The 26,283-nt window shown below is 66.3% G+C and carries 30 protein-coding genes; 12 read left to right on the top strand and 18 right to left on the bottom strand.

Features of this window, described 5'->3' with window-relative positions:
* Positions 1-2 precede the first annotated feature (2 nt).
* The gene (locus tag FB548_RS02030; protein WP_142123096.1) at positions 3-647 is read right to left on the bottom strand and encodes a response regulator transcription factor; all 645 of its coding nucleotides are present in this window, start codon (positions 645-647) and stop codon (positions 3-5) included.
* A 48-nt stretch (positions 648-695) separates the two neighbouring features.
* A complete protein-coding gene (locus FB548_RS02025) occupies positions 696-1,934 on the bottom strand; it encodes a flavohemoglobin expression-modulating QEGLA motif protein (protein ID WP_142123095.1) in 1,239 nt (412 codons plus the stop codon).
* 103 nt (positions 1,935-2,037) lie between these two features.
* Here FB548_RS02025 and gltS point away from each other — a divergent pair, with 103 nt between their 5' ends.
* Entirely contained in the window at positions 2,038-3,240 is a 1,203-nt protein-coding gene (gltS, locus tag FB548_RS02020) for a sodium/glutamate symporter (protein WP_142123094.1), read from the top strand.
* A gap of 31 nt (positions 3,241-3,271) precedes the next feature.
* On the opposite strand, the gene FB548_RS02015 is transcribed toward gltS, so the two are convergent.
* Together FB548_RS02015 and rsgA are read right to left on the bottom strand one after the other, a co-directional pair.
* The gene (locus FB548_RS02015) at positions 3,272-3,544 is read right to left on the bottom strand and encodes a hypothetical protein (protein ID WP_142123093.1); all 273 of its coding nucleotides are present in this window, start codon (positions 3,542-3,544) and stop codon (positions 3,272-3,274) included.
* A 31-nt stretch (positions 3,545-3,575) separates the two neighbouring features.
* Entirely contained in the window at positions 3,576-4,700 is a 1,125-nt protein-coding gene (gene rsgA / locus FB548_RS02010; RefSeq protein ID WP_142123092.1) for a ribosome small subunit-dependent GTPase A, read from the bottom strand.
* Between the two features lie 102 nt (positions 4,701-4,802).
* Here rsgA and FB548_RS02005 point away from each other — a divergent pair, with 102 nt between their 5' ends.
* The 3 genes from FB548_RS02005 to FB548_RS01995 all read left to right on the top strand — a co-directional run bounded on the left by FB548_RS02005 (position 4,803) and on the right by FB548_RS01995 (position 7,378).
* Entirely contained in the window at positions 4,803-6,083 is a 1,281-nt protein-coding gene (locus tag FB548_RS02005; protein WP_142123091.1) for a pyridoxal phosphate-dependent aminotransferase, read from the top strand.
* 191 nt (positions 6,084-6,274) lie between these two features.
* Positions 6,275-6,928, top strand: a complete 654-nt coding sequence (locus FB548_RS02000; RefSeq protein ID WP_142123090.1) for an SGNH/GDSL hydrolase family protein — start codon at positions 6,275-6,277, stop codon at positions 6,926-6,928.
* A 96-nt stretch (positions 6,929-7,024) separates the two neighbouring features.
* A complete protein-coding gene (locus tag FB548_RS01995) occupies positions 7,025-7,378 on the top strand; it encodes a DUF3806 domain-containing protein (protein ID WP_185741937.1) in 354 nt (117 codons plus the stop codon).
* Between the two features lie 57 nt (positions 7,379-7,435).
* Here FB548_RS01995 and FB548_RS01990 read toward each other — a convergent pair whose 3' ends face one another.
* Positions 7,436-8,248 carry a polysaccharide deacetylase family protein gene (locus FB548_RS01990; protein WP_142123088.1) on the bottom strand — a complete coding sequence of 271 codons (813 nt, stop codon included), beginning with the start codon at positions 8,246-8,248 and terminating at the stop codon, positions 7,436-7,438.
* A gap of 66 nt (positions 8,249-8,314) precedes the next feature.
* On the opposite strand from FB548_RS01990, the gene grxD reads away from it, so the two are divergent.
* Positions 8,315-9,244, top strand: coding sequence for a Grx4 family monothiol glutaredoxin (gene grxD, locus FB548_RS01985; RefSeq protein WP_142123087.1), 930 nt, complete (start codon positions 8,315-8,317; stop codon positions 9,242-9,244).
* A gap of 217 nt (positions 9,245-9,461) precedes the next feature.
* Here the strand turns inward: grxD and FB548_RS01980 are convergent, their stop codons facing one another.
* The 5 genes from FB548_RS01980 to FB548_RS01960 all read right to left on the bottom strand — a co-directional run bounded on the left by FB548_RS01980 (position 9,462) and on the right by FB548_RS01960 (position 13,014).
* The gene (locus FB548_RS01980; protein WP_142123086.1) at positions 9,462-10,010 is read right to left on the bottom strand and encodes a DUF924 family protein; all 549 of its coding nucleotides are present in this window, start codon (positions 10,008-10,010) and stop codon (positions 9,462-9,464) included.
* Positions 10,007-10,534, bottom strand: coding sequence for a hypothetical protein (locus FB548_RS01975; protein ID WP_142123085.1), 528 nt, complete (start codon positions 10,532-10,534; stop codon positions 10,007-10,009). Before FB548_RS01975 ends, FB548_RS01980 begins: the two co-directional genes overlap by 4 nt.
* Positions 10,535-10,608: 74 nt before the next feature.
* The gene (locus tag FB548_RS01970; protein WP_142123084.1) at positions 10,609-11,355 is read right to left on the bottom strand and encodes a phage Gp37/Gp68 family protein; all 747 of its coding nucleotides are present in this window, start codon (positions 11,353-11,355) and stop codon (positions 10,609-10,611) included.
* A gap of 2 nt (positions 11,356-11,357) precedes the next feature.
* A complete protein-coding gene (tcmP, locus tag FB548_RS01965; protein ID WP_142123083.1) occupies positions 11,358-12,197 on the bottom strand; it encodes a three-Cys-motif partner protein TcmP in 840 nt (279 codons plus the stop codon).
* A 40-nt stretch (positions 12,198-12,237) separates the two neighbouring features.
* Positions 12,238-13,014, bottom strand: coding sequence for an AMP nucleosidase (locus FB548_RS01960; protein WP_055937943.1), 777 nt, complete (start codon positions 13,012-13,014; stop codon positions 12,238-12,240).
* Positions 13,015-13,127: 113 nt separating this feature from the next.
* Here FB548_RS01960 and FB548_RS01955 point away from each other — a divergent pair, with 113 nt between their 5' ends.
* Positions 13,128-14,549 carry an amidohydrolase gene (locus FB548_RS01955; protein ID WP_142123082.1) on the top strand — a complete coding sequence of 474 codons (1,422 nt, stop codon included), beginning with the start codon at positions 13,128-13,130 and terminating at the stop codon, positions 14,547-14,549.
* A gap of 116 nt (positions 14,550-14,665) precedes the next feature.
* A complete protein-coding gene (locus FB548_RS01950; RefSeq protein ID WP_345775910.1) occupies positions 14,666-15,919 on the top strand; it encodes an amidohydrolase family protein in 1,254 nt (417 codons plus the stop codon).
* A 17-nt stretch (positions 15,920-15,936) separates the two neighbouring features.
* Here FB548_RS01950 and FB548_RS01945 read toward each other — a convergent pair whose 3' ends face one another.
* Positions 15,937-17,619, bottom strand: coding sequence for a diguanylate cyclase (locus FB548_RS01945; RefSeq protein ID WP_142123081.1), 1,683 nt, complete (start codon positions 17,617-17,619; stop codon positions 15,937-15,939).
* 265 nt (positions 17,620-17,884) lie between these two features.
* On the opposite strand from FB548_RS01945, the gene FB548_RS01940 reads away from it, so the two are divergent.
* The 3 genes from FB548_RS01940 to FB548_RS01930 are packed head-to-tail and all read left to right on the top strand — an operon-like array spanning position 17,885 to position 19,958.
* A complete protein-coding gene (locus tag FB548_RS01940) occupies positions 17,885-18,832 on the top strand; it encodes a DegV family protein (RefSeq protein WP_142123080.1) in 948 nt (315 codons plus the stop codon).
* Positions 18,833-18,887: 55 nt separating this feature from the next.
* Complete coding sequence (locus FB548_RS01935) at positions 18,888-19,232, top strand: hypothetical protein (protein ID WP_142123079.1); 345 nt, start codon at positions 18,888-18,890, stop codon at positions 19,230-19,232.
* A gap of 33 nt (positions 19,233-19,265) precedes the next feature.
* Positions 19,266-19,958, top strand: a complete 693-nt coding sequence (locus tag FB548_RS01930) for an adenine nucleotide alpha hydrolase (RefSeq protein ID WP_142124060.1) — start codon at positions 19,266-19,268, stop codon at positions 19,956-19,958.
* A gap of 137 nt (positions 19,959-20,095) precedes the next feature.
* On the opposite strand, the gene FB548_RS01925 is transcribed toward FB548_RS01930, so the two are convergent.
* The 7 genes from FB548_RS01925 to FB548_RS01895 form a co-directional block, all read right to left on the bottom strand.
* Entirely contained in the window at positions 20,096-20,431 is a 336-nt protein-coding gene (locus FB548_RS01925) for a putative quinol monooxygenase (RefSeq protein WP_142123078.1), read from the bottom strand.
* The gene (gene fghA / locus FB548_RS01920; protein WP_142123077.1) at positions 20,428-21,264 is read right to left on the bottom strand and encodes an S-formylglutathione hydrolase; all 837 of its coding nucleotides are present in this window, start codon (positions 21,262-21,264) and stop codon (positions 20,428-20,430) included. The genes FB548_RS01925 and fghA overlap by 4 nt, the downstream gene beginning before the upstream one ends.
* Before the next feature lies 1 nt (position 21,265).
* Positions 21,266-21,610: a DUF3658 domain-containing protein gene (locus FB548_RS01915; RefSeq protein WP_185741936.1), complete on the bottom strand. Its 345-nt coding sequence runs from the start codon at positions 21,608-21,610 to the stop codon at positions 21,266-21,268.
* A gap of 7 nt (positions 21,611-21,617) precedes the next feature.
* Complete coding sequence (locus FB548_RS01910) at positions 21,618-22,727, bottom strand: S-(hydroxymethyl)glutathione dehydrogenase/class III alcohol dehydrogenase (RefSeq protein WP_142123075.1); 1,110 nt, start codon at positions 22,725-22,727, stop codon at positions 21,618-21,620.
* A 14-nt stretch (positions 22,728-22,741) separates the two neighbouring features.
* On the bottom strand, positions 22,742-23,017 hold the full coding sequence (frmR, locus tag FB548_RS01905) for a formaldehyde-responsive transcriptional repressor FrmR (RefSeq protein ID WP_142123074.1): 276 nt from the start codon (positions 23,015-23,017) through the stop codon (positions 22,742-22,744).
* A 79-nt stretch (positions 23,018-23,096) separates the two neighbouring features.
* Positions 23,097-23,912 (bottom strand): arsenical resistance protein ArsH, encoded by an 816-nt coding sequence (gene arsH / locus FB548_RS01900; RefSeq protein ID WP_142123073.1) that lies wholly within the window; start codon positions 23,910-23,912, stop codon positions 23,097-23,099.
* Positions 23,913-23,939: 27 nt separating this feature from the next.
* Positions 23,940-24,833 carry a sterol desaturase family protein gene (locus tag FB548_RS01895; RefSeq protein WP_142123072.1) on the bottom strand — a complete coding sequence of 298 codons (894 nt, stop codon included), beginning with the start codon at positions 24,831-24,833 and terminating at the stop codon, positions 23,940-23,942.
* Positions 24,834-24,874: 41 nt separating this feature from the next.
* Between FB548_RS01895 and FB548_RS01890 the strand changes: the two genes are divergently transcribed.
* Both FB548_RS01890 and arsB read left to right on the top strand, forming a co-directional pair.
* Positions 24,875-25,210 carry a metalloregulator ArsR/SmtB family transcription factor gene (locus tag FB548_RS01890; protein ID WP_142123071.1) on the top strand — a complete coding sequence of 112 codons (336 nt, stop codon included), beginning with the start codon at positions 24,875-24,877 and terminating at the stop codon, positions 25,208-25,210.
* Positions 25,211-25,242: 32 nt separating this feature from the next.
* Positions 25,243-26,268, top strand: a complete 1,026-nt coding sequence (gene arsB / locus FB548_RS01885) for an ACR3 family arsenite efflux transporter (protein WP_142124059.1) — start codon at positions 25,243-25,245, stop codon at positions 26,266-26,268.
* The last annotated feature ends 15 nt before the right edge of the window (positions 26,269-26,283 follow it).

Genomic DNA, 26,283 nt, shown 5'->3' with positions numbered 1-26,283 from the left:
CCTCACGCCAGCGGCGGCCCTTCCGGTTCCAGCGATTTCACCAGCACTGCCGCCTGTGTACGGCTGTGGCATTCCAGCTTCTTGAGGACCGCGGTGACGTGCACCTTCACCGTGTTCTCCGCCAGGCCCAGCTCGTGCGCGATCTGCTTGTTGAGCAGGCCGTCGGCCAGGCACAGCAGTACGCGGAACTGCTGCGGGGTGATCTGCGCCAGCCGTGCGGCCAGCGCCGCATCCTGTTCCGAACGCTCCACCGTCAGCGGGGGAAACCAGGCGCCTCCGTCCAGCACGGCGATCACCGCCTCGCCGATGGTCTCGGCCGGCGACGATTTGGGAATGAAGCCGGCCGCGCCAAACTGCTGCGCGCGGCGGATCACGCGCGGATGTTCGTTCGACGAGATCACCACCACCGGCACTTCGGGATGCTCGCCGCGCACATGCAGCAGCGCCGAGAAGCCGTGCGCGCCGGGCATGCTCAGGTCCAGCAGCACCAGGTCGGTTTCCGGCCGCGCGTCCAGCGCCTGGCCCAGGCTGGCCGCGCTGGCGGCCTCGGACACCGTTGCGCCGGGCAGCGCTTCGCGCAGCGCGTGGATCACCGCATTGCGGAACAGCGGATGGTCGTCGGCGACAAGGATGGCGGGCGAACTCATGCCGCCAGTGTGCCATCGGCGGCTGACGGCGCGGCTAGCACTTTGTGGCTAGGTGTCGTCCGACAACCGGTCCAGGCGGATGCGGTTGGCGAACAGCGAGAACGCCAGCATCCCCGCGAGGCCATTGGCGCGGCTGACCCAGCTTGGCAGCCAGCGCGGCGGCACCAGCACGCCGGCTTCGAACATCGGCTCGAACATCGTCACGTCCTCCAGCGTCATCTTGCCGGCGAACAGGCGACGGCACACCCGCAGGCGATCCTGTTGCAGCGAGCGGCGGAAGAACGTGTGTACGCCGATCAGGCCACGCAGGTAGACGGTGTCCTTGGTGAAGGCCGCACCTCCGGATGTCGGCACGCCACGGAACACGCGCTGCGCGGACGAAAAGCTCTCGGCGGGGTTCTGGCCCGCGTCGGTGAAGTAGCGGAAGACTTCGATGAAGTCGGCGCCGGCCAGCGCCATCGCCACCGCCTCGATACGCAGGCTGATGCGCTTCATCCGCTCGATGTCGATGCTGCCGGTGATCTGCTCGGCGAACGTCGCCAACCCTTCCTGGGTGGCGGTGACGCGCGGCGACGCCAGCGCCAGGCTGGGCAGCACCGTCTGCTCGCGACCATTCAACGCGGTCAGCGAATGCACCAGCGCCTCGTGCTGCAGCAGTTGGCGGCGGTCGTAGTCGCTGAAGGCCGCGCCGTGGCGCAGGCGGATGCGGGTGGCGCCTGCAGCAGCCTTCGCGATCAGGTTGCGGTCCAGCTCCACGGTGATGACGCGGCCATCGAAGAAGTCGTCCAGGTCCGCCTGCAACTGCAGCTGCAATGCCGTTGCCGACACCGGGATCTGTTCCTCCGGCGCGAGCAGTTCGTGGTCCAGTTCGTTGGCGATGGCGATGAAGTGACCGGCGGCATCGCGCGTGGTGGGGCCGTCGCCGGGCAGGCATGCCTCCGGCGTGCCGAACAGGGCAACCGAATGGGTGGTCACCGCCGGCGTGCCCAAGGATTCCAGCAACTGCGCGGCGATGTCCCAGCTGTGCACGGATTCGCGCAGGTAGCGACCGAGCGGATGCGCATCGTCGGCGGCCGCTGCGACATCCGCGAGTTCGCGGCGCGCCTCGCTGAAATCCAGGCGCGGATAGGCGATCACCGGCAGCTGCGGCTGTCCGCGCGCCACGCCGTCCAGGAATGGCGCCTGCACATCGGCCGGCCAGCTGGCCAGGCTCAGCAGCTTGATGCCGCGCACGGCCCGGACCAGGCGTGCGTCGAGTGCGGCGTGATGGGCGATGTCGGCCGGCATGCGTCCTCCTTCCGTCACACTTTAGCCCAGTGCATGGAGCGGCCGGCACAAGCGCCCGCGCCTCGACTATGCTCGACCCTCTTCCATCGGTTGCGGGGGCAGCATGCTGGAGCTCGATGCGGTACAGACACTGGCCTTCGCCGGCCTGGCCCTTTTCCTCGGGTATGCGCTCTGCCGCGTCGTCCCGCTGTTCTCCCGCTACAACCTGCCCGCACCGGTGATCGGCGGCCTGGTCGTCGCGTTGGGGGTGCTGTTGGCACGCAGGCACGACATCACGCTGTTCACGCTGGACACCAGCCTGCAGACGCCGTTGATGATCGCGTTCTTCACCACCATCGGCGTCAACGCCAGCGTGGCGCTGCTGAAGATCAGCGGCCGCCAGGTGGTGGTGTTCCTGCTGCTCGCCACCGGATTCGCCATCGTGCAGAACCTGCTGGGCATGGCCGTGGCGATGGGCTTCGGCCTGCATCCGTTGTTCGGCGTGCTGGCGGGCTCCACGACACTGACCGGCGGTCCCGCGACCGGCCTCGCGTTCGCGCCGCTGTTCGAACAGGCCGGCGTGGCCGGGGCGGAATCCATCGCGGTCGCGGCGGCGATGGCGGGCATCCTGTGCGGTGGCCTGATCGGTGGCCCGGTGGCCACGGTGCTGATCCGCCGCCACAAGCTCTACGGCGGCGTGCGCCTGGGCGCGCCGGACGAATCCGCGGCAGAGCCCGCGGGCGCGCGCGATACGCCCGACTTCGCCACGCGCGAGCACGCCGCCCTGAAGAGCATCGTGGTGATCCTGGTGGCGATGTGGCTGGGTGCGGGGGTCAGCAATGGCCTGGAGGCCATCGGCATGACCCTGCCAGCCTACGTCGGCGCGATGCTGGTGGGCGCGATGATCCGCTACATCGACGATCGCACCCACTGGATCGGTCTGCCGGTGGCGACCACCGACCTGGTCGGCAACGTGTGCCTGTCGCTGTTCCTGGCCGTGGCGCTGATGAACCTCAAGCTTTGGGAACTGGCGGGACTGGCCGCGCCACTGCTGGTCAACCTGGCGCTGCAGGCGGCGCTGGTGGCGTTGTTCTGCGGCGTGGTGTTCCGCGTGATGGGCCGTGACTACGACGCCGCCGTGATGGGAGGCGGCTTCATCGGCTTCATGCTCGGCACCACAGCGAATGCAATGGCGGTGATGCGTACGCTGGTGGAGCGCTACGGCATGGCGCCGCGCGCCTTCCTGGTGGCGCCGCTGGTGGGCGCGTTCTTCATCGACTTCAGCAATGCGTTGATCATTACCGGGTTCATCAACCTTTGGGATTGATCGACCCTCATCCCGACCATCACCGGCATTGTCAGGCATCCAGTCGGCACCAGAAAGTCAGTGTGTACCTGCCTACCTCGATAGATTCCCAATCCGCTGACTCATGGATGGGCATATCAAGGTTGACAGTCTTGAGATCTATGTGAGCCAGGAAATCGGCGAGGACGATGTCGGCTGCATCCGGTCCCAGCTTGTAAGTTGCCTGGAACAGGGCAAATGCACTGGTCAGCTCTGTGCTGCCCACTGAAAGCTCGCCACGATCCAACAACTCATCGCCATCGAAAAGCGCTAGATCAACGCGCATGGACCTCACTCCTACTGACTAACCTTGGCGGTCAGCGCTTGCCGTACTTGTCGGTGAGCCGCTTGTTCAACGCCTTGTTCTGCACCTTCGCATTGGCCTTGTCGGCCAGGCGCGAGGCCAGCTTATCGGCGGCGGCGGCGACTTCGTCGCGCAACTTGAGGTAGTTGAGGAACCGGCCTTCGTCCAGCTCCTCGCTGTCGATCGCTGCGCGTACCGCGCAGCCCGGTTCGCGATCGTGCGAGCAGTCGCGGAACTTGCACTGCGCGGCCAGCGCTTCGATGTCGGCGAAACCGCCGTCGGCCAGGTCTTCCTCGCCGGTGGGCTTGAGCTCGCGCATGCCGGGCGTGTCGATCAGGCACGCACCGGCCGGCAGCGGAATCAGCGCGCGGTAGGTGGTGGTGTGGCGCCCGCGCGAATCGCTCTCGCGCACTTCGCCGGTCTTCATGCGCTCGTCGCCGAGCAGCGTGTTGGTGATCGTGGACTTGCCGGCGCCGGACGAGCCGACCAGCACCACGGTGTGGCCTGGATCCAGCCACGGTGCCAGCTGCGCGACGCTGGCGGGATCCTTCGCATTCACGGTGAACACCGGCACGCCCTGCGCGGTGAGGTCGGCCAGCACCTCGACCGCGTCGTCGGCGTACTCGGTGCGATCGGCCTTGGTCAGCACGACCACCGGCTGCGCGCCGCCACCGCCGACCAGCAGCAGGTAGCGTTCGATCCGGCGCGGATTGAAGTCGGCATCCAGGCCACAGACGATGAACACGGTATCGATGTTCGCCGCGATCACCTGCTGGTGGTAATGCTCGCCGGCCGCGCCGCGCTTGATGCCGGTATGGCGCGGCAGCAGGGCGACGATGCGGGGACGCTTCGATGCCGCGTCTTCCAGCAGCACCCAGTCGCCGACGGCCGGTCGCTCATGCGCCGGAAAACGGGGGCGCTGCCACTCCGGCAGCGACTCGGCCTTCACCCCCATGCCGGGCGCATCGGCGACCACGTAGCCAGAGCGGTGCTGCTCGATAACGCGCGCCGGGGTGGCCGTCGGGTGTGCCGCCATGGCCTCGCGCCATGCGCAGTCCTCCGGTTCACCCGTGTAGGGCCAGCCAATGGACCGCAGAAGGGTGACGTCGGACACGCTGGGAGCAGGGGTTTCGGGCATGGCGCGCATTCTAGACGGGGGCTGAAGCCGGCGGGGCCGGACAGGCTAAATATCCGTTAAGCTGCCCCTCCTTCCCGCTTTCGCCCTTTCGCGGTCGTCGCCATGTCCACCCCTCCCGTCAAACCGCTCGCCACGCGCGAACGCCTGTCCGAAGTCCGCTACGAGATCCGGGGCGAACTGGCGCGGCGAGCCCGGGAGCTGGAGGCGCGGGGCCAGAAGCTGATCAAGCTCAACATCGGCAATCCGGGCGCGTTCGGTTTCCGTGCGCCGGAACACCTGCAGCGCGCGATTGCCGACGACATGGGCCGCACCGACCCGTACACGCACCAGCAGGGCCTGCCCTCGGCGCGCGAGGCCATCGCATCCGCCTACGCCACGCGCGGCGCGCCCGATGCGCATCCGGACCGCGTGTTCGTCGGCAACGGCGTGTCGGAACTGATCGACCTGTCGCTGCGTGCCCTGCTCAACCCCGGAGACGAGGTGCTGGTGCCCTCGCCCGACTATCCGCTGTGGTCGGCCGCCACCATCCTCAACGACGGCCGCCCGGTCTATTACCGCTGCGATCCCGAGAACGACTTCCAGCCCGATCCGAACGAGATCGAGCAACTGATCAGTTCACGCACCCGCGCCATCGTGCTGATCAACCCGAACAATCCCACCGGCGCGACCTACCCGCGCGAGCTGCTGGAGCGCATCGTCGCCATCGCGGCCAAGCACCGCCTGCTGCTGATGGTCGACGAGATCTACGACCAGGTGCTGTACGACGGTGCGACCTTCGTGCCGGTGGCGCCGCTCGCGGGCGACGTGCCGTGCATCACCTTCAGCGGCCTGAGCAAGGTGCACCGCGCCTGCGGCTGGCGCGTGGGCTGGGGCATGGTGTCCGGCCACGGCGACGTGGTGCGCGATTTCCTGCATGCGATGGACCTGCTCAGCGCGCTGCGCCTGTGCGCCAACGTGCCCGGTCAGTACGCCATCGAAGCCGCGGTCAACGGCCCTGACACCATCAGCGCGCTGTGCGCGCCGGGTGGCCGCCTGTACGAAACCCGCCGCGCGGTGATCGAGGCCTGCGAGGCCAGCCCGCACCTGGACCTGGTGAATCCGGCCGGTGCGCTCTACGCGTTCCCGGCGGTGGTCGGCGATGCGGTCAAGGGCTTCGACGACCATGCGTTCGCGCTCGAGCTGATGGAAACCGAAGGCGTGCTGGTCGTGCCCGGCTCCAGCTTCAACGTGCCGTACCGCCACCACTTCCGCGTCACCCTGCTGCCGGAAGCGGCCACGATGCGCGAAGTCTTCGCCCGCATCGACCGCGCCCTGTCGCGCCGCGCAGAAGCGGCCACCAAGGTGGTGCCGATCAAGGGCAAATCGCGGCCGGCGGCGGCGTAAGCGCGTTGCCCCTGTAGGAGCGACGTGAGTCGCGACCACACGCCGCGACCAAACGTGGGGCTCTGTTCGAGCGCGAGCAGGGCACCGCCGCTGGCGAAGTCTCGGGTGCTCGACATCTTCCAGGCCGCCCGGATTCACGGTCGCGACTCACGTCGCTCCTACAGTAGATCCGAAGAGCGCATCATTCGCCCATGACCACGATCTCCGCCCCCCACACCACCGCCCTCACCACCGAGCTGCGCTACCTCGCGCTCGGCGACTCCTACACCATCGGCGAAGCCGTGGACGAAGCCGGCCGCTGGCCGATGCAGCTGGCGCGCCTGTTGCGGAGGGAAGGCGTGCTGCTCGGCGACCCACGCATCATCGCCACCACCGGCTGGACGACCGGCGAACTGGACGCCGCGATCACCGCCGCCGAACCGCTGGGCGAACACGACTTCGTCACCCTGCTGATCGGCGTGAACAATCAGTACCGCGGCCGCGACGTGGATGAATACCGCACGCAGTTCGCCGCCCTGCTCTGGCGCGCCATCGGCTTCGCGCGCAACCGGCCCGACCGCGTGCTCGTGCTGTCGATCCCCGACTGGGGCGTCACGCCGTTCGCCGCGCAGTCCGGCCGCGATGTCGCGCAGATCGCACGCGAGCTGGATGCCTACAACCTTGCTGCGCGCGAGGTCTGCGCGCAGCGCGGCGTCGTTTTCGTCGACATCACCGCCATCAGCCGCGCACGCGGTGGCGAAGCGGCGATGCTGGCCGACGACGGCCTGCATCCCTCCGCCGCGATGTACACCGAATGGACGCGCCTCGCATTTCCGGTCGCGCACCACTTGCTGGCGATGGCGTGATGGCGCAATGCACGGATACCACAGATGATTGAAGCTCCAACCCGGGACGACATTGAGCGCATCGCCCGTTCGTTGGTCCATGCCCGGCAAACCGTGATGGATATCGTACAGGCCGAACTCGATGGATCAAGAGGCGATCTGCTGCTGATCCAGCGCACGCTCGATTCGGGGGTGATCGACCCGGAATCGGAATACACGATCCAGGCGCTGGGCTTGGCGTTCGGCAAGGTGTTCGTCAACACCGAGCCAGACTACGACTGGTGGATGATCAGCGATGAGTATGGTCGGGACCCGGCGATCCGGTATCTTCGGTCAACCCTGACCTTCCATCCCCAGGACATGCTGCTCAAGAGGATCGAGGCCGGCGAGCGTTTCGATGTAGTGGATCTCTATGACCAGCTGCGCACGCAGCTTCGGGAAATAGTGGAAGAAGGCGTGGATGGCGCCTGAAAGCACGTTCCCGCAGGACCCGCAACGCGGGCACGCCCGATCCGGGGCGCGGGTGCCCTACGCGACGGCGACGCCCGCGGCGGCGGCTGTATCGGATTCCGGCAGCACCGCGCGATAGCCCTCCACCTCCAGCCATGCCAGCAGTTCGGCAAGGATGGCGATGTTGTGGCCGTGCGCCGCGCCTTCATGCAGCAGCACGATGGCGCCGGGCGCGATGTCGCGAGTGATCCGCGCCAGCACCTCGTCCGGCTGGCAGTCGACGCCATCGAAGCCGCGCGCGCTCCATGCCACGCGGGCCAGGCCGTGGCGCTTCAGCGACAGGCCGACGAAGGGGTTGGTCATGCCCACCACGCTGCGATACCAGCGCGGCGTATCGCCGGTGATGGCGGTCAGGATGGACTGGTTGCGGCCGATCTCGTCTTCCATCGCCCCCGGCCCCAGGCGCCAGAACCGCGTGTCCGGATGGCTGGCGCTGTGGTTGCCGATGCCATGGCCGCGGTCACGGATGGCCTGCACGCTCGCCGGCCGTGCCAGCGCGTGCTCGCCTACCAGGAAGAACGTCGCCTTCGCCCCATGACGGTCCAGCAGATCCAGAATCGCCGGGGTCTCATCGGACGGGCCGTCGTCGATGGTCAGCCACACCACGCGCTCGTCCGTAGGCAGCCGCGACAGTGCCGGGCAGAACAGGGTGGCGCGCGGGTACAGCGTGGCCCAGACCACCAGCAGGTGCGTGGCCATCATCACGGGTAGGCCGACCGTCCAGCCGAACCGCCACCACAGCCAGGCCACGCCCACTTGCGACAGCGCCAGCAGGCCCAATATCAGGCCGGGACGGCGTGGCGGACGATGCAGTGTTCCCGGCGTGGTCATGCCCCATGATGCCACGGGGCGTAAAATCCCCCTCCGCTCGTCCTTCACGCTTACCGGTGCCTGTCCATGTCCCTTGATCCCGCCCTGCGCTCGCGCATCGAATCCCTCCTGCAGTCCAACCGCGTGGTGCTGTTCATGAAGGGCCAGCCCACCATGCCGCAGTGCGGCTTCTCGGCCAAGGCGGTGGGCGCGTTGTCGGCGCTGGGTGTGGATTACGCCCACGTCAACGTGCTGGCCGACCAGGAGATCCGCGAAGGCATCAAGGTCTACGGCGACTGGCCGACCATCCCGCAGCTGTACATCGACGGCGAGCTCGTCGGCGGCAGCGACATCATCGAGCAGATGACCAACTCCGGCGAACTGGCCACCGTGCTGGGCCTGCAGGCCCCCGACCGCACGCCGCCGGCGATCACCATCACCGCGGCGGCCGCCGAGATGCTGCAGAACGCGGTCGCCGATGCGGGCCCGGGCGCCGCGCTGGCGCTGTCGATCAATGCGCAATACCAGCCCAACTTCCAGCTGGCGCAATTCGACGCCAACGCCATCGCCAGCGAATCCAACGGCGTGCGCGTGCAGTTCGACCTGGCCAGCGCGCGACGCGCCGACGGCATCACCATCGACTGGGTGGACGACATCCGCGGCAAGGGCCTGGCCATCGACAACCCCAATGCACCCAAGCCGGTGCAGGCGCTGTCGCCGATGGACGCCGATGCGAAGGTCCGCGCCAGCGAAGCGCTGCTGGTCGACGTCCGCCCGGCCGACGAACGCACCATCGCGTCGGTGAAGCTGCCCTTCAAGACTTTCGACGGCAACGGTCGCGCCGAACTGGAAGCGCTGCCGAAGGACACCGCGCTCGCGTTCCTCTGCCGCAGCGGCGGCCGCAGCCAGCAGGCAGCGGAAGAGTTCCGCGCACTGGGCTTCACCAACGTCCACAACGTCACCGGCGGCATCAATGCCTGGGCCGATGACGTGGATGGCACGCTCAGCAAGTATTGATCGCCCCTAGCTCCAAGAACGAAAAGGCGGGCCTCGGCCCGCCTTTTTTTTGCGGCGCCGTGGGAGCGAGGTCAGTCGCGACCGGAAATGTCTTCGGCATCGCTACTGACGTCGCGCGTAGGGTGGGCCTTGGCCCACCACACCCGGGACATCGAACCGCGACCTGCATCGAGGCTCCCACCATTCACCACGACGGTGGGCCAAGGCCCACCCTACGTCATCCGGAGAAACCGCCGCTGGCCAGGTAATCGCGCTCTTCCTGAGTGGAGATGCGGCCCGTCGCCTCATTTCGATGGGGGAACCGGCCGAAGCGGGCGATCAGGTCGTAGTGCAACTGCGCGTACTTGATGTAGTTCTCGTCACCGGTGGCACGGAACAGGTCCAGCGAACGCTGCTGGTCGTCCAGCGCTTCGGAATGCTCGTAGGGCATGTAGAAGAAGATCTTCAGCGCCGGATCCACCTGTGCATCGAAGCCGGCGTCGATGGCACGTGAGGCGTAGTACCGCGCCAGGCCGTCGGTGGCGTAGGAATGCGCGCTCTCGCGGAAGCAGTTGCGCGGGAACTGGTCCAACAGCAACACCAGCGCCAATGCGCCCTCGGCATCGCCCATCCAGCCTTCCAGCTCGCGCCGCGCGGCGCGGAAATGCAGCCCGCGGAAGCGCTGGTCGAAGTCGGCATCGAAGGCGTCGTCGCGCGAGAACCACTCCTCGTAGCCGGCGTTCTTCCAGAAGGTGATGACGTCCTGCGACTGAATGTCGTGGGTCATTTCGCTTTGCTCCCGTGTTCCAGGGCCTGCAGTGTCGCAAAGAATTCGGCGTGCTGGCGGTAGTCGTAGGCACCTTCTTCGGTGGCCGCCGCGATACGCGCACACGCCGCCGGGGTCACCGCACCGTCGGGAAACATCTCCAGCAGCGCCTTGCGCGTAGCGCCGGTGAACTCCGCCTTGCGCGCGTCGGCGAACGCCTTGCCTTCTGCCTCTCCGCCAGCCGCGGTGACGGCGTCCGTCAACATGAGCACGCGCTGCAGCGAGGGCTCCAGATAGCGGTGATTGCGCTGCTGCCAACCCTGCAGCGCTGCGCGCGCCCGGTGGCCTGTCTCGCCTTCGTACGTGCCGCACTGCTGGCCCAGCGCTTCCAGCAACGTGAGGCTGGTGGTGATGGCGAACCCGGCAGCGGCGTTGCGGGCTTCGGTGTCTGCGGCAGTCTCCCTCGCCACAGCAACCGTGCTAGCCATGGTCAGTATCAGTGTCGTCACACCCACCTGCCACCCGCGCGCGATGTCGTCCTTCATCCTGATCTCCCTAAGGTCCCTAGAAGCGTTCATCTGAGCGAAGACTCGATGAAGCTTGCGTGCATGGCTTTCTTTCAGACGTGCGCATATTCCGGCATGGCGTCCCAGGTGCGACCCAACAGCTCGCGCCCATTGGATTTCTTGTCGCGTTTGACACCATCCACGCCGAACGCACCCCACTGCTTGAAGAAGAAGCGGACGCCCTGCTCCTCGCATTGCCGCTTAATGTTCAGCGCCCACGCCTCTTTCATCGGACGTGCTCCGTGGCCGGATTCGCCCCCCACGATCACCCAGTTGATGCCAGTCAGATCAAGTTTTCCGACATCCTCCAGCAACGGCTCGACGCTGAGGAATTTCACGCTCGCCTTGGCCGACTGGAGGTGTGCGATACGCGGCACACCGTGGCGCTTGTTCTCGACGGAAACCCCGATCCAGACGTTGGCTGGAATCGCGCGCTCCTGACTGTAGTCGGAGATCCGCTCCGCTCGCTTGGTGAGGACCTGGAATGTGTGCTGCGGACAGCGCGTCATGACGTCGAACACGCGATCAATGAAACTCTCCGACACTGCGGTATGGAAGAGGTCGCTCATGGAGTTGACGAAGTAGACCGTCGGCTGCTTCTTCTTGAGAGGCTCATCAAGGCGGAACGGCAGTGTCCGCACCTTCTTGAAACCCTGCTCGTAGCCGGCGACACCCATCGCCTGCAGGCGCCGCGCCATGGTCTCCGCGTAGCAATGCTTGCAACCTGCGCTCAGCTTGGTGCAGCCAACCACGGGATTCCAAGTACTCTCAGTCCATTCGATTCTGGATTTTGTGGTCACGTTCAGATAAGTCCACGTTGAGGACCTAGGTTTGCGATCTCGCGCCACAACTTGCCGCCGAGATCATGCCTTGAAGCGAATACTAGCCAGTAAATTTCCGCACGATTGGGACCCCGCACACGAACTATCGTGTCCGAAACCTTATAACGCAGCTTAGATTCCAGAAGTCCCTTCCAATGAAAGAAAACAGCGTTTCGCTGTTCATCGACACCCATCGTCTTCGACACAACTTTCTGCCAGCCAGGAGCCAGTGAATCCAAGCGCCCATCCTGCATCATGGTCGACAGATTTCTTCGATAGTCCATGACGCTGAAGTGGATAAGTTGATCCATCCTATTGAGCTCCCCAAGCGTCTCAATTACCGAGAACGGCAGGTTCGCATTGAATGGGTCGATGAAAGCAAGGTTGAGCCCACCTTTGTGAAGCGCATTGATGGCAGGACGAACTGTTTCCTCCGCAGGACCACAAAGAGCGCAAATATTGCTGACGCCCACCGCCCGCAGCCTGCTCTCACAGGCCGCCAGAAGCTCCTTATCGATGTCCGCAATTACATAGCGCTGAAACGGAGTACAAGCCTCACTTCTCTTTGCCGCTACAACGGCGCTCCCATCGGCCACAACGTTTGTTTCGCGTATTCGTGCTCGGCCGGGGCCGCAGTAGAGATCAACGAACCCGGTCTCCTTGCCATACTCACGCCAGAATTTTCTTCTAGCAGCATGCGACGCAAAGATGTATTTCTGCATTCGCTCGTGCTTGTCCTCCACACCCCACGCACCAATCACTCCTCGCTTCAAACCATCAACGGGATCAATTTCATACTGGTCTTTCTTGGGTTTAGCCATTGCAACTCCTTTGCGTGACCTGCCTAATTCTCTTTGTTAACTACTCATCAAACCGCAAATGCCGCACCGACTTCCCGTTGCGCCGGATCAGCTTCAGCGCTTCGATCCCCACGGTGATGTGGTTCTCCACGAATGACGAGCTGACCTTCGCGTCGCTGGCTTCGGTCTTCACGCCTTCCGGGATCATCGGCTGATCGCTGACCAGCAGCAGGGCGCCGACGGGGATGCGGTTGGCGAAGCCGGCAGCGAAGACGGTGGCGGTTTCCATGTCGATGGCCATGCAGCGCATCGCGCGCAGGCGTTCCTTGAACGCGACGTCGTGTTCCCACACGCGGCGGTTGGTGGTGTAGACCGTGCCGGTCCAGTAGTCGTGGCCCAGGTCGCGGATCATCGTGGAGACCGCACGCTGCAACGCAAACGCCGGCAGCGCCGGCACTTCCGGCAGCAGGTAATCGTTGCTGGTGCCCTCGCCGCGGATGGCCGCGATGGGCAGCACCAGGTCGCCCAGCTGGTTCTTGCGCTTCAGCCCGCCGCACTTGCCGAGGAACAGCACCGCCTTGGGCATGATGGCCGACAGCAGATCCATCATGGTGGCGGCATTGGGGCTGCCCATGCCGAAGTTGATCATGGTGATGCCATCGGCGGTGGCACTGGCCATCGGCCGGTCCAGGCCCACGATAGGCGCGCCGGTGAGCTGCGAGAACACGTTGAGGTAGCCGCCGAAATTGGTCAGCAGCACGTGCTCGCCGAACTGGTCCAGCGGCACGCCGGTGTAGCGCGGCAGCCAGTTGTCGACGATTTCGCTCTTGTCTTTCATGGGGCTCCTCTTCTTTTTGTTGTTTGCGGCGATTCTGGCACGACTGCGACACGCGTACTTGGCAGAGTGCGCCCGGGCCGGTTAGGTTTCGCTTCTCTTCTAGGGGATACACCATGCGAATGACCTTGTTGGCCGGGCTGGTCCTGGCTGCGTTGGGGAGTGGCGCGCATGCCGCCACGCCCGCCTCCCGCTTCACCCAGGACCCGTACCCCAGCACCTACAGGGCGATCGGTTCCGGACCCGTGTTGCTGACCAACGCGACCGTGCTGACCGGCACCGGCGAGCGCCTGGACGGTGCGGACGTGCTGCTGGCCGATGGCAAGGTGGCGGCGGTCGGCCGCGGCCTGTCCGCACCGGAAGGCACCACGCGCGTCGACGCGACGGGCAAGTGGGTCACGCCCGGCCTGATCGACGTGCATTCGCACTTGGGCGTGTATCCCAGCCCGGGCGTGAAGGCGCACAGCGACGGCAACGAGATGACGGCGCCGGTGACGGCCAACGTGTGGGCCGAGCATTCGATCTGGGCGCAGGATCCGGGCTTCCACACCGCGCTCGCCGGCGGCGTGACGTCGATGCAGATCCTGCCGGGTTCGGCCAACCTGGTCGGCGGCCGCGGTGTGACGCTGAAGAACGTGCCGTCCACCAGCTACCAGGGCATGAAGTTCCCGGGTGCGCCGTGGGGCCTGAAGATGGCCTGCGGCGAGAACCCCAAGCGCGTCTACGGCGGCAAGGCCGGCCCAGCCACGCGCATGGGCAACGTGGCCGGCTACCGCGCCGCCTTCATCGATGCCAGCGAGTATCTGAAGAAGAACGCGCCCAAGCCTCAACAGCCGAAGCGGAAGCGCTGGTGGGAACGCGCCAGTGGCGGTGAAGGCACGGACAGCGGGGGTGATGCCGGCGGCAAGCGCGACCTGAAGCTGGACACGCTGGCAGGCGCGATCAACGGCGAGATCCTGGTGCACATCCACTGCTACCGCGCCGATGAGATGACCACGATGCTCGACCTGGCGAAGGAGTTCGGCTTCAAGGTAACCGCGTTCCACCATGGCGTGGAGGCTTACAAGCTGGCCGACCGACTGGCGCAGGATGGCGTGTGCGGGGCGCTGTGGGCCGACTGGTGGGGCTTCAAGATGGAAGCCTTCGACGGCATCCAGGAAAACATCGCGCTGGTGGATCGTCCGGCCAACAGTTGCGCCATCGTGCACTCGGATTCGGACGAGGGCATCCAGCGGTTGAACCAGGAAGCGGCGAAGGTGATGGCGAACGCGCGCCGCGCCGGCATGGGCGACATCGCGCCGGAACGCGCGATCCGCTGGGTGACCAGCAACGCAGCGAAGTCACTGGGCATCGCCGAGCGCACCGGCACGCTGGAGGCCGGCAAGATGGCCGATGTGGTGCTGTGGAACCAGAACCCCTTCAGCGTGTACGCCAAGGCCGAGCAGGTCTACATCGACGGCGCGCGCATCTACGACCGCAACGACCGCAGCAGGCAACCGGTGTCGGACTTCATGCTGGGCCAGGAGGTGATGCCGTGAGCCGCGCGCAGGATGTGTCCTTGTCGTCATCCCAGCGCATGCTGGGATCCACCTTGCTTTTGCTTTGCCGCAACAGCTCAACGTCAAAATGGGTCCCAGCGTTCGCTGGGACGACGGTGAAGGTGCTAGCCGTGGCGATCGCATTCGCGTCCACCTCGTTCAGCACGCTCGCTCAAGACGTCCTTGTCCGTAATGCCACCGTGCACACCGCCGGGGCGCAGGGCACGTTGAAGAACGCGGACGTGCTGGTGCGCAATGGCGTGGTGCAGGCTGTCGGTACCGCGCTGGCCGCACCCGCCGCTGGGACGGTGGTCGAAGCCGATGGCCGTCCGCTGACGCCGGCGTTCTTCGGCGGCATCACCGAGATCGGTGTGGAAGAAGTGTCGGGGGAAGCGTCCACGGTCGATGCGGCCGTGACGTTGACCGATCAGCCGATGCGGCCGGAGTTCGACGTGACGCTGGCCTACAACCCGGCATCGGTGGTGATCCCGGTGACGCGTGTGGAAGGCATAGGCTTCACCTTGTTGGCGGCGTCGACGGGCGGTTCCTTCATCGCCGGACAGGGTGGCGTGATGCGGCTAGACGGCAGTGCCGACCCGGTCGGCCCGCGTGCGCTGTTCGTGCGATTGGGCGCTGGCGCGTCCGACCTGAGCGGCAAGTCGCGCGCGGCGCAGTGGATGCTGCTGGACCAGATGGTGGCCGAAGCGCGCGGTCGCGTGCCGGCGGATTCGCCGCATGCGTTGTTGACGCCAGCCGGCCGCGCGACGCTGGCGCGCTATCTCGCCGGCAATGGCCGCATCGTCGTGCAGGTGAACCGTGCGGCGGATATCCGCCAGCTGTTGCGCTGGGCGCAGCGCGAGAACGTGCGCATCGCCATCGCCGGGGGTGCTGAGGCGTGGAAGCTGGCGCCCCAACTCGCTCAGGCGAAGGTGCCGGTGTTCGTGGATGCACTCGCGGACCTGCCGGCCGACTTCGACCAGATCGGCGCCACGCTGGAGAACGCGGCGCGGCTGGACGCGGCGGGCGTGGGCGTCAGCTTCTCGCAGGCCGGCGATGCCTCGCACAACGCACGCAAGATCCGTCAGCTGGCGGGCAACGCGGTGGCCAACGGATTGCCTTGGGAAGACGGCCTGGCCGGCCTGACCCGGGTGCCGGCGGAAGCATTCGGCGTGGGCGACCGGGTGGGCACGATCGCGCCGGGCAAGCTGGCCGACCTGGTGCTGTGGAGCGGCGATCCGCTCGATGTAGCGCACACCGCCGAGCAGGTATGGCTGGGTGGGCGCGCGATCCCGATGCGCTCGCGCCAGACCGAGCTGCGCGACCGTTACCTGCAGCAGGCCGGTCCGCTGCCGCGGGCGTATTCGAAGTAGGCGACGCCGCGCGGGCGTCAGTCCACGGGGGCGCCTTCGGGCGCCTTCGTGGTGTGCGACGGCACGGATAGCGCGTCTTCGCCCACCACGCGGTCGCCGCCCGCACGCTTGGCCGCGTACATGGCATGGTCCGCGCGCGCGATCAGCGAGGTCACCGTATCGCCATCGCGCGCGTGCGCGGCACCGATGCTGGCGGTTACGCCCACGGGGACGCCTTCCACGCTCGCGCAGTCACGGCGGATGCGTTCGCCGACTTCTTCGCCGAACCGGACCGCGGCCGGCAGTTCCACACCGGCCAGCACCAGGACGAACTCCTCGCCGCCCAGCCGGCCCAACTGGTCGCCGTACTGGAAGCGCTGGCTGATCACGCGCGTCACCGCGCGCAGGCAGGCATCGCCCAGGGCATGTCCGTGGCGGTCATTGACCTGTTTGAAGTGGTCCAGGTCGATGAACAGCAGCGAGACCGGAATGCCTTCGCGCTGCCGCTCGATCAGGGCCCAGTCGAGGCGGTGTTCGATGCCACCCCGGTTGAGCACGCCCGTCAGCCCATCGCGCTCGGCGTGCGCCTTGGCCCGGTCGCGTTCGCGACGGAAGGTCAGCATGCGGTCGGCCAGGCCCAGCGCCAGCACCACGGCGGTGAAGGCGAGCACCCAGGGCAGGCCGTATTCCAGCCACGGCTCGGCTCGCTCACCGGCACTGAAGCGCAGTGCCCGCGTCATGGTGAACACCAGCAGCGGCACCCACGCGATCAGCACGTAGGCCGCATGCCGCTGGCCACGACGCCAGGCCACCACCAGCGTGACCAGCGCGATGGCATTGGTGAGCAGGAAGAGCGCGTTGGCGATGTCGGGGAACCACGCCTTGTCGGCGGGCCACGGCAACAGCAACAGCAGCAGGGTCAGGCCACACCCGTAGGCACCCACGACGCGCACCAGCCACGCCAGCCGCGGCGCGACCCGGCGCAGGCCAGCGTAGTCCAGCCACAGGTAGACCAGCAGGATGGTGGCGAGCGTGCCCGTGCCCCAGATGCCCTGCGCACCGAAGCGCGCCAGCAGGGACAACCCAGGCCATGCGTAGGCTTCGCCGTACGAGCACAGCGCGTACAGCAACTGGAACAGCATGGCGCCGGCGTACAGCAGGTAGACGCGCTCGCGCAGCACGGCCCAGAACAGCAGCACCGCCAGCGAAACGCCCAGCACCACGCCGATCGCCGGCAGCACCAGCCGCACGTGCCACAGGTCGGCGACAGCGTAGGACGGGCCAGACTCCACCGACACATGCAGCGGATAACGCGCGCCCTCCACCTTCACGTACACCGGCCCGTCGCCCTGCAAGGGGAACACCAGCGCACGTCGGCTGTACTGCGGATCGAGGTCGGCGCTGAAGATATCGCGTCGGCGTGGCGTGCCCTCCGCTTCGTCCAGCACGGTCACGCGGGCGGTATACGGGTGATAGAACACCAGCAGCGGCTCACGCACGCCGGGCGTGGGTTCCAAGCGCCATTCACCGTTGCCGATCACGCGCACGGTGGCGCCACCGTCGTCGAAGCGGCGTTCCGAGAACAATCCGGCGCGCTGTCCGGCCTGCTGCTCCAGCGCCAGTGGCTGGATGCGATCAATGCGCGCGATGTTCTCCCCTCGCACATCCATCGTTGGCAGCAGGGCCAGAAGCAGCAGTAGCGACCACCACCCCTGTTTCATGTTGCCCCATCGCGTTCGAGGCGAGTGTCGGGCCGGGCCCCTCCACCGACAAGCCGGAATCTGGCAATTATGTGATGTGAGTCACATAAACTATGGGCATATACCTCAACCGATGTCCGACACAGCCCACGTTTTCTCCTGTGTCGCAGGCGCGCAAAAGGTGACGGCACTCACACTTCACGCGTTTACGCGACGACTTGCCGGTGGATGTCCGCTAGTTTTGCGGAGATAAGAGCAAATGCGATGGATGCCGGGAGGGGCTGAGATGCGCATTGGAATAGTCGTCGATTCGGCGTGCGATCTGCCGCTGGAGTATCTGCAACAACACAACATCGTGATCCTGCCGATCACGGTGCGCATTGGCGAAGCCGTACTCGCAGACCATCGCGACGAGCAGGCGACGCTGAGCTTCCTGCACGCGCACGTGGCCGAGCGCGGGCACGAGGCGGAAACCACGCCGTTCACCGTCAACCAGATCCGCGACCTGTTCCTGGGCCGGCTGGTGATCGACTACGACCACGTCTTCTGCATGACGATCACCAAGACGCGCTCGCCGATCCACGAGAATGCGATGCAGGCCAGCTTCGCCATCCTCAACGACTACAAGCCCGTGCGGCAGGCCGCGGGCCACAATTCGCCGTTCGCGCTGCGGGTGATCGACACGCAGAACCTGTTCGCCGCGCAGGGCATCACCGCGGTGGAAGCGGTGCGCATGCGCGACGCCGGCGCCAACGTGCAGCAGATCCGCGTGCGCCTGGAAGAACTGGCGCAGAACACACACGGCTACATGATCCCGCGCGACCTGTACTACCTGCGCAATCGCGCGCGCACCAAAGGCGATCGCAGTGTCGGCCTGCTCAGCGCAGCCTTGGGCAGCGCACTGGACATCAAACCCGTGCTGTACGGCCATGCCGGCAACACCGAGCCAGTGGCGAAGATCAAGGGCTTCGACAATGCGGTCGAACAGATGTTCAAGTTCACCGGCAACCGGGTGATGGCCGGCCTGATGACGCCGACCGTCTGCCTGAGCTACGGTGGCGAACTGTCGGAACTGCGCGCCTTGCCCGGCTACCAGCGCCTGCGCGACATCTGCGAGAACAACAAGGTCGAGGTGTTCGAAAGCGTCATGAGCCTGACCGGCATGGTCAACGTGGGCAAAGGGGCCGTCGTGGCCGCCTTCGCCGCGCCGCCCGCACCGTTCAAGGCAACATAACGACGGCCTAACGCGGCAGGGCTACGCTATGGCCCTGGCTTGAACCGGGGGCGCCATGGCGGTCCGCTACTACATCAGTCTGCCCAATCCCGCCCGCGCACGCGGCGGCGATCCGGCTTTCAGTTTCGATGCGCACGGCGCGGACGAGTTCGCCGCGCAGCTGCAGCATGCGCTGCGCACCAGCAGCCTGTTCGAGCGGTGGCGTGCACGCCAGGAAGAACCCGATGAAGTCGATCCCGGCCTCGGTGTCACCGACGATGCCGCGACGGTGCGTGGCCAGCAGGACGATCTCAGCATCCTGCTGGTGGCGACCTCCTCCATCCCCGGGCAGGTACTGAAGCATCGCCTGCGTCTGTTGGCCGGGCATGCCTGGGAATTGCGCGATGTGTCCGCCGCGTAAGTCGCGGTGTGGGCGCGACGTGTCCGCCGCCTGATGGCGGTGCGCGTTCCTGTCCTGCTCGCCTGGAGCGGCGGCAAGGATGCGGCGTGGGCGCTGCGTGTCCTGCGCACGCGAGACGACGTGGACGTCGTCGGCCTGTTGACTACGGTGACCGAGGAATACGACCGGGTGTCGATGCAGGGCATCCGGCGCAGCGTCCTTCATGCACAGGCGGACGCGACCGGATTGCCCTTGATCGAGGCCATGATTCCGGCGGCCTGCACCAACGAAGACTACGAAAGCGCCATGACGCACGCGCTGGCGGACGCCGCTCAGCGCTGGCCCGGCCTGCGCACGATGGCATTCGGTGACCTGTTCCTGGAGGACATCCGCGCGTACCGCGTGCAGAACCTGGCACGCATCGGCTGGGATGTACTGACACCACTGTTCGGCAGCGACACGGCGAAGCTCGCGCGCGAGATGATCGACGGCGGCCTGCACGCGGATCTGTGCTGCGTGGACACGCAACAACTCGATGCCTCCTTCGCCGGGCGTGCATTCGATACCGGGCTGCTCGATGCACTGCCGGCGGGTGTGGACCCGTGCGGCGAGAACGGCGAGTTCCACACTTGCGTCTCGGCCGGTCCGATGTTCACGGCGCCCCTCGGGGTGACGAAGGGCGATACCGAACTGCGCGATGGGCGCTTCGCGTTCACCGACTACGCACTCGCCGACGTGCCCACGTAGGGTGGGCCCTGGCCCACCATCGCGGTGACCCGATGGTCAAGGGACGGCGGGCTTGAGCCCGCTCTACGCCTTCGATGCATCGCGTTTCCGCCGACAATGTTCGATGTCAACGACTACGCACTGCCGACCCAGTCCGGTTACGGCCAGCTGGCCAACGGCACGAGTACCTGCGGTTCGCGCGGTCCCTGCAGCAACTCGGGCAACCGCGCCTCGTAGTCGCGACGGTAGGGTTTGTCCTGCTGCTCGAGGAAGGTGGCCACGTCGGGTTCGGCCCAGCGTTCATAGAGGGTGAACAGCGTCGGGTCGTGGGCGTCTCGATGCAGTGCACACGACAGGAACGTGTCCTCCTTCGACATCGCATCGACGATATCGTGCACCGCACGCAGCCATTCGTCGACGCACTCCGGCTTCACGCGCAGACGGACGTAGAACACCAGCGGTACGGACGGGGTTGCAGCGTGATCGAGGCTCATCGGTGCAGGGCCTTGGCATGGTAAGCGATGTGGTCGCCGATGAAACTGGCGATGAAGTAGTAGCTGTGGTCGTAGCCGGGCTGCAGACGCAGCGTCAGCGGATGGCCGGCAGCCTCGGCTGCGGCCTGCAGCAGTTCCGGCTTCAGCTGCATGCGCAGGAACTCGTCCGCATCACCCTGGTCGACCAGCAGCGGCAGCCGTTCCTGCGCGCCCGCCACCAGTGCGACGGTGTCGTGCGCTCTCCAAGCCGCACGGTCCTCACCAAGATAGGCGGTAAACGCCTTCTCGCCCCACGGCACCTGCGAGGGCGCGACGATCGGCGAAAACGCCGACACGCTGCGATAGCGGCCAGGATTCTTCAACGCGATCGTCAACGCGCCATGCCCGCCCATCGAATGCCCGCTGATCGCACGCCGATCGTTCGCCGCCGGATCGGCTTCGATCCAGGCCGGGAGTTCGTCGACGATGTAGTCGTACATCCGGTAGTGCGAGGCCCAGGGTGCCTGAGTCGCGTTGACGTAGAAGCCCGCGCCCTTGCCCAGATCGTAGCCGTCGGCATCGGCCACCTCATCGCCACGCGGACTGGTGTCCGGTGCGACCAGGATGATGCCGTGCTCGGCGGCGTAACGCTGCGCGCCGGCCTTGGTGATGAAGTTCTGCTCGGTGCAGGTCAGGCCGCTGAGCCAGTAAAGCACCGGGCACGGCTCCTGCTCGGCCTGTGGCGGAAAGTAGACGCCCACCGTCATGTCGCAGCCGAGCACCTCGGAGCGATGGCGGTAGACGTCCTGCCAGCCGCCGAAGCAGGCACGGTGTTCGATGCGCTCGGTCGTCATGTCAGGCAACTCCCGTTGCGGGCGCCAGACGGATCTCGAAGGTCTTCAATGCACGCGCATCGCCTTTCGTCTCGATGCGCGATGCCTCGGCAAGCACCCGGATCCGGGATGCGTAGAACATCTCCGGCAGATCCTCGTATTCGTCCGGGGCGGCAATCATGACGCCTGCAGTGATGAAACCCGCCTTCTTCCACTCCCGACCCAGCGAAGACAGGATCGCTTGATCGATCTTCAGCAGGTCGTGTTCACCCAGTCGCGCAATCGCATCGCGGGCTTCCTGGTCGAGGGCGCCGCCCTCCATCGCTACGTCAGGCGTCGCGTCAAAGGGCGACTTTTCAAAGAACATGGTCATCTCAGTAATGCACCACCGACCGGATCGACTTGCCTTCGTGCATCAGGTCGAATGCTTCGTTGATGTCCTCCAGCGGCATGGTGTGGGTGACGAACGGCGCGAGTTCGATGTCGCCCTTCATCGCGTCCTCGACCATGCCCGGCAGCTGCGAGCGCCCCTTCACGCCGCCGAACGCCGTGCCCATCCATTTGCGGCCGGTGACCAGTTGGAACGGGCGCGTGGAGATCTCCTGGCCGGCACCGGCGACACCGATGATCACGCTCTGGCCCCAGCCACGATGGGCGCATTCCAGTGCGGCACGCATGACGTTGACGTTGCCGATGCACTCGAACGAATGGTCCACGCCCCAGCCCGTCATCTCGACGATGACCTGCTGGATCGGCTTGTCGAAGTCCTTCGGGTTGACGCAGTCGGTGGCGCCGAACTGCTTCGCCATCTCGAACTTGGAAGGATTGGTGTCGATGGCGATGATGCGGCCGGCCTTCGCCTGGCGCGCGCCCTGGATCACCGCCAGGCCGATGCCACCCAGCCCGAACACCGCGACCGAGTCGCCCGCCTGTACCTTCGCCGTGTTGTGCACGGCACCGATGCCGGTGGTCACGCCGCAGCCGAGCAGACAGACGTGTTCCGGATTCGCATCGGGGTTGATCTTCGCCAGCGAGACCTCGGCGACCACCGTGTATTCGCTGAAGGTCGAGCAGCCCATGTAGTGGTACAGCGGCTGGCCTTCGTAGGAAAAGCGCGAGGTGCCGTCCGGCATCACGCCCTTGCCCTGGGTGGCGCGCACCGCCGTGCACAGGTTGGTCTTGCCGCTCTTGCAGAACAGGCACTCGCCGCACTCGGCGGTGTACAGCGGGATGACGTGGTCGCCCGGCTTCACGCTGGTCACGCCCTCGCCGACCTCGACCACGATACCGGCACCTTCATGACCCAGCACGACCGGGAACAGGCCTTCCGGATCGTCGCCGGACAGCGTGAACGCATCGGTGTGGCAGACGCCGGTGTGGGTGATCTTCACCAGCACCTCGCCCTTGCGGGGCGGGGCGACATCGATCTCGACGATCTTCAGCGGTTCGCCTGCGGCGAAGGCGACGGCGGCACGGGATTTCATGGCGGTACTCCTGCTTACTTCAAATAGGAACGGACCAGCGCGACGGCGGCATCGATGCCGGCCTCGCGTTGTTTGGGGGTGGCGGCCGGCTGCGCGAATTCCTCGCGCAGGTGGCTTTCCAGGATCTCCGACATCAGCCCATTGACCGCGCCGCGCACCGCAGCGAGTTGCTGCAGCACGGGCGCGCAATCCGCACCTTCCTCCAGCGCGCGCTCAAGCGCATCCAACTGGCCACGGATGCGACGCACACGGGTGAGCGCCTTCTTCTTGTCGGCGAGGGAATGGGGCATGTCGGCGGCGCGCCTTGATAGTGGGGGGGAGTATAAGCGACCCGCCTCGGCACTAGAAACCCCGCTTGCCCGGTTATCGCTACGTCGCGGCGCAGCAGGCGGGCCCGCAGCAGGCCTTCTCAGGGGCGGCGGCCCTATCCCGCCGTGAGACAGCAGGCAAGGGCGCAACAGGCGGGGCCTGCTCGACCACGCCGGACGCAGCCGTCGCGGCGCGCGACGCCAGGTCGCCCTTGCGTTCGCTGTAGCGGCTGGTCAGGTAATCGCTGCGGTCGCGCACCAGCAGGGTGAACTTCACCAGTTCCTCCATCACGTCCACCACGCGGTCGTAGTACGGCGAGGGCTTCATGCGGCCTTCGTCATCGAATTCCTGCCAGGCCTTCGGCACGGACGACTGGTTGGGGATGGTGACCATGCGCATCCAGCGGCCCAGCACGCGCAACGCATTGACCACGTTGAACGATTGCGAGCCGCCGCACACCTGCATGACTGCCAGGGTGCGGCCCTGCGTGGGTCGTACGCTGCCTTCGGACAGCGGCAGCCAGTCGATCTGGTTCTTGAACACCGCGCTGAGCGTGCCATGGCGTTCCGGGCTGACCCAGACCTGGCCTTCGGACCACTGCGACCACGCACGCAGCCGCTGCACCTCGGCATGGTCCGCGCCCACGCTGTCCAGGATGGGCAGGTCGTGCGGATGGAACACGCGCGTCTCCGCACCGAAATGCTGCAGCAGACGTTCTGCTTCCAGGGCCAGTTTTCGGCTGAAGGATTGCGGACGCAGCGAGCCGTACAGGATGAGGATGCGCGGCGGGTGCTCCGAACCGGCGATGGCCAGTTTGTCGACATCGGGAATGTCGAGCGCGCGGTGCGCCACGTGAGGCAAGTCGAGATCGTTCATGGGATCGTACTCGTTGAATAAAGGACTTCAGGCCAAGTGAGGCCCGCGGCAACACCGGGCCAGGCATGCGATGCCCCGGCATGGCAGGAGTGTCCGGAACGGCCAGGCCAACAGCGCGCCGACCCTCCATTCGCTCGGATAGCGCGACGGATCGAACACACCCACTCGGACCGGCGCGTCGCCGCGGCGGTAAGTACCGAACACCTGATCCCACAGGGGCAGTGCCGTTCCGTAGTTTCCGGCCTCCTCTGCGCGTGTGCTGTGATGCAGACGATGCAGTTCCGCGCTGCCCACCAGCCGGTCGAGCGGACCGATACTTCCCGCCACGTTGGCGTGGACGGCCAGGGTCTGGGTCAGACCGAACAGGGCGATGCCCACCATGGCCTCGGGCGCGAGACCGAGGACCAGCAGCGGCAGCACCCGAACGAGCTTGTCGTATACGGCATTGATCGGATGCGCGGTGATGGCGTTGGCGACGTTCAACCGATCAGGCCGGTGGTGAAGCAGATGCACGCGCCACAACCATTGCCCGCTGTGACTCCAGCGGTGCATCCAGTAGGCGCCGAACTCCGCTACCAACAGGCCGACCACGATCTGGACCGCCAACGGCCACGTGCTGTGCCCGGGCAGGTAGGCGACGACCAGCGCGGTCAAGGCGGCGGACGCGGCGGCATCGGTGGCCAGATTCAGCATCCCTATCGCGCCATCGCGCCGCACATGGCGCGGGGTGGCCTGCCATTCCGGGCGGAACGGTCGCCAGCGCTCGGCCTGCGCCAGCACCGCCAGGTTGAATACCAGCCAGCCGAACAAGGCGCTGGACGCCGACCACTGCAGGCGCTGCGTGATGGTGGCCATCAGCGGAATCCCGGCGAGCAGCAGCAGATGGGGCCAGTGCCAACGGACGTGTCGTCGTTCTGTCATGAGCGATTGATAGGCTGAGTTCGTTCGACTATTCTAGAAACATGGAAATAAAGAACGCAACCATTGCCTTGGCCGCCCTCGGCCAGACCACCCGCCTGGCGGTCTTCCGCCTGCTGGTCGAGGCCGGCCCGTCCGGTCGCATGGCGGGCGAGATCGCCGAGGCGCTGGGACTTCCGGGGGCGACGCTGTCGTTCCACCTGAAGGAACTGGTGGCCGCAGGGCTGGTGCAGAGCGAGGCGCGCGGCCGGCACGTCTGCTACCGGGCCGACTTCGCGGCAATGAATGCGTTGCTCGAATTCCTGACCCGCAACTGCTGCGGTGGGGACACGGCGCAGTGCGCGCCCGCCGCACCGTGCGGCCCTGAAGGCTGCCCATGACCGCGGCCGCCACGCCCCCACTGTCGCGCCGCATGGGCGGCTTCGAGCGCCACCTGACCTGGTGGGTGCTGGGCTGCATCGGAGTGGGCACGGCGCTGGGCTATCTGCTGCCGGGCGCGTTCGCCGCGCTGGGGGCGGCGGAAATCGCCAAGGTGAACCTGCCGGTGGCGGTGCTGATCTGGCTGATGATCATTCCGATGCTGCTGAAGATCGACTTCCGCGCGATGGGCGACGTGAAGCGGCACTGGAAGGGCATCGGCGTCACCGTGTTCGTGAACTGGGCGATCAAGCCGTTCTCGATGGCATTGCTGGCGTGGCTGTTCGTGCGCCATGTCTTCGCAGACCACCTGCCTGCCGGACAGATCGATTCCTACGTGGCCGGGCTGATCCTGCTGGCGGCAGCGCCGTGCACCGCGATGGTGTTCGTATGGAGCCACCTGTGCGATGGCGAGCCGCGCTTCACGCTGAGCCAGGTCGCGTTGAACGACGCAATCATGGTGGTGGCCTTCGCACCCATCGTCGGCCTGCTGCTGGGCATCTCGTCCATCACCGTGCCGTGGGCGACGCTCATGCTGTCGGTGGCGCTGTACATCGTGGTGCCGGTCATCGTCGCGGCGATGCTGCGCGGCTGGATACTGCGCCGCGGCGGTGACGCCGCGCTGCAGGCGCTGCTCAAGCGGCTGGGGCCGGTGTCGCTGGGCGCGCTGCTACTCACGCTGGTGCTGCTGTTCGGTTTCCAGGGCCGCCAGATCGTCGACCAGCCGCTGATCATCGCGATCCTCGCGGTGCCCATCGTGATCCAGGTGTACTTCAACGCCGGCGTGTCGTACTGGCTCAACCGCAGGCTGGGCGTGGCCCATTGCGTGGCGGGTCCGTCGGCATTGATCGGCGCCAGCAATTTCTTCGAACTCGCCGTGGCCACGGCCGTTGGGGTTTTCGGCGTGCATTCCGGCGCGGCGCTGGCCACGGTGGTCGGCGTGCTGGTGGAAGTGCCGGTGATGTTGTCCGTCGTCCGCATCGTCAACGCCTCGAAGCCCTGGTACGAACGCCGCGCCTGATTCCTTCCTCCCTGC

Source organism: Pseudoxanthomonas sp. 3HH-4 (genome assembly GCF_006716465.1).
Classification (GTDB): Bacteria; Pseudomonadota; Gammaproteobacteria; order Xanthomonadales; family Xanthomonadaceae; genus Pseudoxanthomonas_A.
The sequence above is the reverse complement of the archived record's forward strand: the minus strand, read 5'-3'. Positions and strand labels throughout refer to the sequence as shown.

What these genes read in the sequence shown, in the direction of transcription:
- FB548_RS02030 (WP_142123096.1), bottom strand. Translation starts at nt 647, where the DNA reads ATGAGTTCGCCCGCCATCCTTGTCGCCGACGACCATCCGCTGTTCCGC.
- FB548_RS02025 (WP_142123095.1), bottom strand. Translation starts at nt 1,934, where the DNA reads ATGCCGGCCGACATCGCCCATCACGCCGCACTCGACGCACGCCTGGTC.
- gltS (WP_142123094.1), top strand. Translation starts at nt 2,038, where the DNA reads ATGCTGGAGCTCGATGCGGTACAGACACTGGCCTTCGCCGGCCTGGCC.
- FB548_RS02015 (WP_142123093.1), bottom strand. Translation starts at nt 3,544, where the DNA reads ATGCGCGTTGATCTAGCGCTTTTCGATGGCGATGAGTTGTTGGATCGT.
- rsgA (WP_142123092.1), bottom strand. Translation starts at nt 4,700, where the DNA reads ATGCCCGAAACCCCTGCTCCCAGCGTGTCCGACGTCACCCTTCTGCGG.
- FB548_RS02005 (WP_142123091.1), top strand. Translation starts at nt 4,803, where the DNA reads ATGTCCACCCCTCCCGTCAAACCGCTCGCCACGCGCGAACGCCTGTCC.
- FB548_RS02000 (WP_142123090.1), top strand. Translation starts at nt 6,275, where the DNA reads ATGACCACGATCTCCGCCCCCCACACCACCGCCCTCACCACCGAGCTG.
- FB548_RS01995 (WP_185741937.1), top strand. Translation starts at nt 7,025, where the DNA reads ATGGATATCGTACAGGCCGAACTCGATGGATCAAGAGGCGATCTGCTG.
- FB548_RS01990 (WP_142123088.1), bottom strand. Translation starts at nt 8,248, where the DNA reads ATGACCACGCCGGGAACACTGCATCGTCCGCCACGCCGTCCCGGCCTG.
- grxD (WP_142123087.1), top strand. Translation starts at nt 8,315, where the DNA reads ATGTCCCTTGATCCCGCCCTGCGCTCGCGCATCGAATCCCTCCTGCAG.
- FB548_RS01980 (WP_142123086.1), bottom strand. Translation starts at nt 10,010, where the DNA reads ATGACCCACGACATTCAGTCGCAGGACGTCATCACCTTCTGGAAGAAC.
- FB548_RS01975 (WP_142123085.1), bottom strand. Translation starts at nt 10,534, where the DNA reads ATGAAGGACGACATCGCGCGCGGGTGGCAGGTGGGTGTGACGACACTG.
- tcmP (WP_142123083.1), bottom strand. Translation starts at nt 12,197, where the DNA reads ATGGCTAAACCCAAGAAAGACCAGTATGAAATTGATCCCGTTGATGGT.
- FB548_RS01960 (WP_055937943.1), bottom strand. Translation starts at nt 13,014, where the DNA reads ATGAAAGACAAGAGCGAAATCGTCGACAACTGGCTGCCGCGCTACACC.
- FB548_RS01955 (WP_142123082.1), top strand. Translation starts at nt 13,128, where the DNA reads ATGCGAATGACCTTGTTGGCCGGGCTGGTCCTGGCTGCGTTGGGGAGT.
- FB548_RS01945 (WP_142123081.1), bottom strand. Translation starts at nt 17,619, where the DNA reads ATGAAACAGGGGTGGTGGTCGCTACTGCTGCTTCTGGCCCTGCTGCCA.
- FB548_RS01940 (WP_142123080.1), top strand. Translation starts at nt 17,885, where the DNA reads ATGCGCATTGGAATAGTCGTCGATTCGGCGTGCGATCTGCCGCTGGAG.
- FB548_RS01935 (WP_142123079.1), top strand. Translation starts at nt 18,888, where the DNA reads ATGGCGGTCCGCTACTACATCAGTCTGCCCAATCCCGCCCGCGCACGC.
- FB548_RS01930 (WP_142124060.1), top strand. Translation starts at nt 19,266, where the DNA reads ATGGCGGTGCGCGTTCCTGTCCTGCTCGCCTGGAGCGGCGGCAAGGAT.
- FB548_RS01925 (WP_142123078.1), bottom strand. Translation starts at nt 20,431, where the DNA reads ATGAGCCTCGATCACGCTGCAACCCCGTCCGTACCGCTGGTGTTCTAC.
- fghA (WP_142123077.1), bottom strand. Translation starts at nt 21,264, where the DNA reads ATGACGACCGAGCGCATCGAACACCGTGCCTGCTTCGGCGGCTGGCAG.
- FB548_RS01915 (WP_185741936.1), bottom strand. Translation starts at nt 21,610, where the DNA reads ATGTTCTTTGAAAAGTCGCCCTTTGACGCGACGCCTGACGTAGCGATG.
- FB548_RS01910 (WP_142123075.1), bottom strand. Translation starts at nt 22,727, where the DNA reads ATGAAATCCCGTGCCGCCGTCGCCTTCGCCGCAGGCGAACCGCTGAAG.
- frmR (WP_142123074.1), bottom strand. Translation starts at nt 23,017, where the DNA reads ATGCCCCATTCCCTCGCCGACAAGAAGAAGGCGCTCACCCGTGTGCGT.
- arsH (WP_142123073.1), bottom strand. Translation starts at nt 23,912, where the DNA reads ATGAACGATCTCGACTTGCCTCACGTGGCGCACCGCGCGCTCGACATT.
- FB548_RS01895 (WP_142123072.1), bottom strand. Translation starts at nt 24,833, where the DNA reads ATGACAGAACGACGACACGTCCGTTGGCACTGGCCCCATCTGCTGCTG.
- FB548_RS01890 (WP_142123071.1), top strand. Translation starts at nt 24,875, where the DNA reads ATGGAAATAAAGAACGCAACCATTGCCTTGGCCGCCCTCGGCCAGACC.
- arsB (WP_142124059.1), top strand. Translation starts at nt 25,243, where the DNA reads ATGGGCGGCTTCGAGCGCCACCTGACCTGGTGGGTGCTGGGCTGCATC.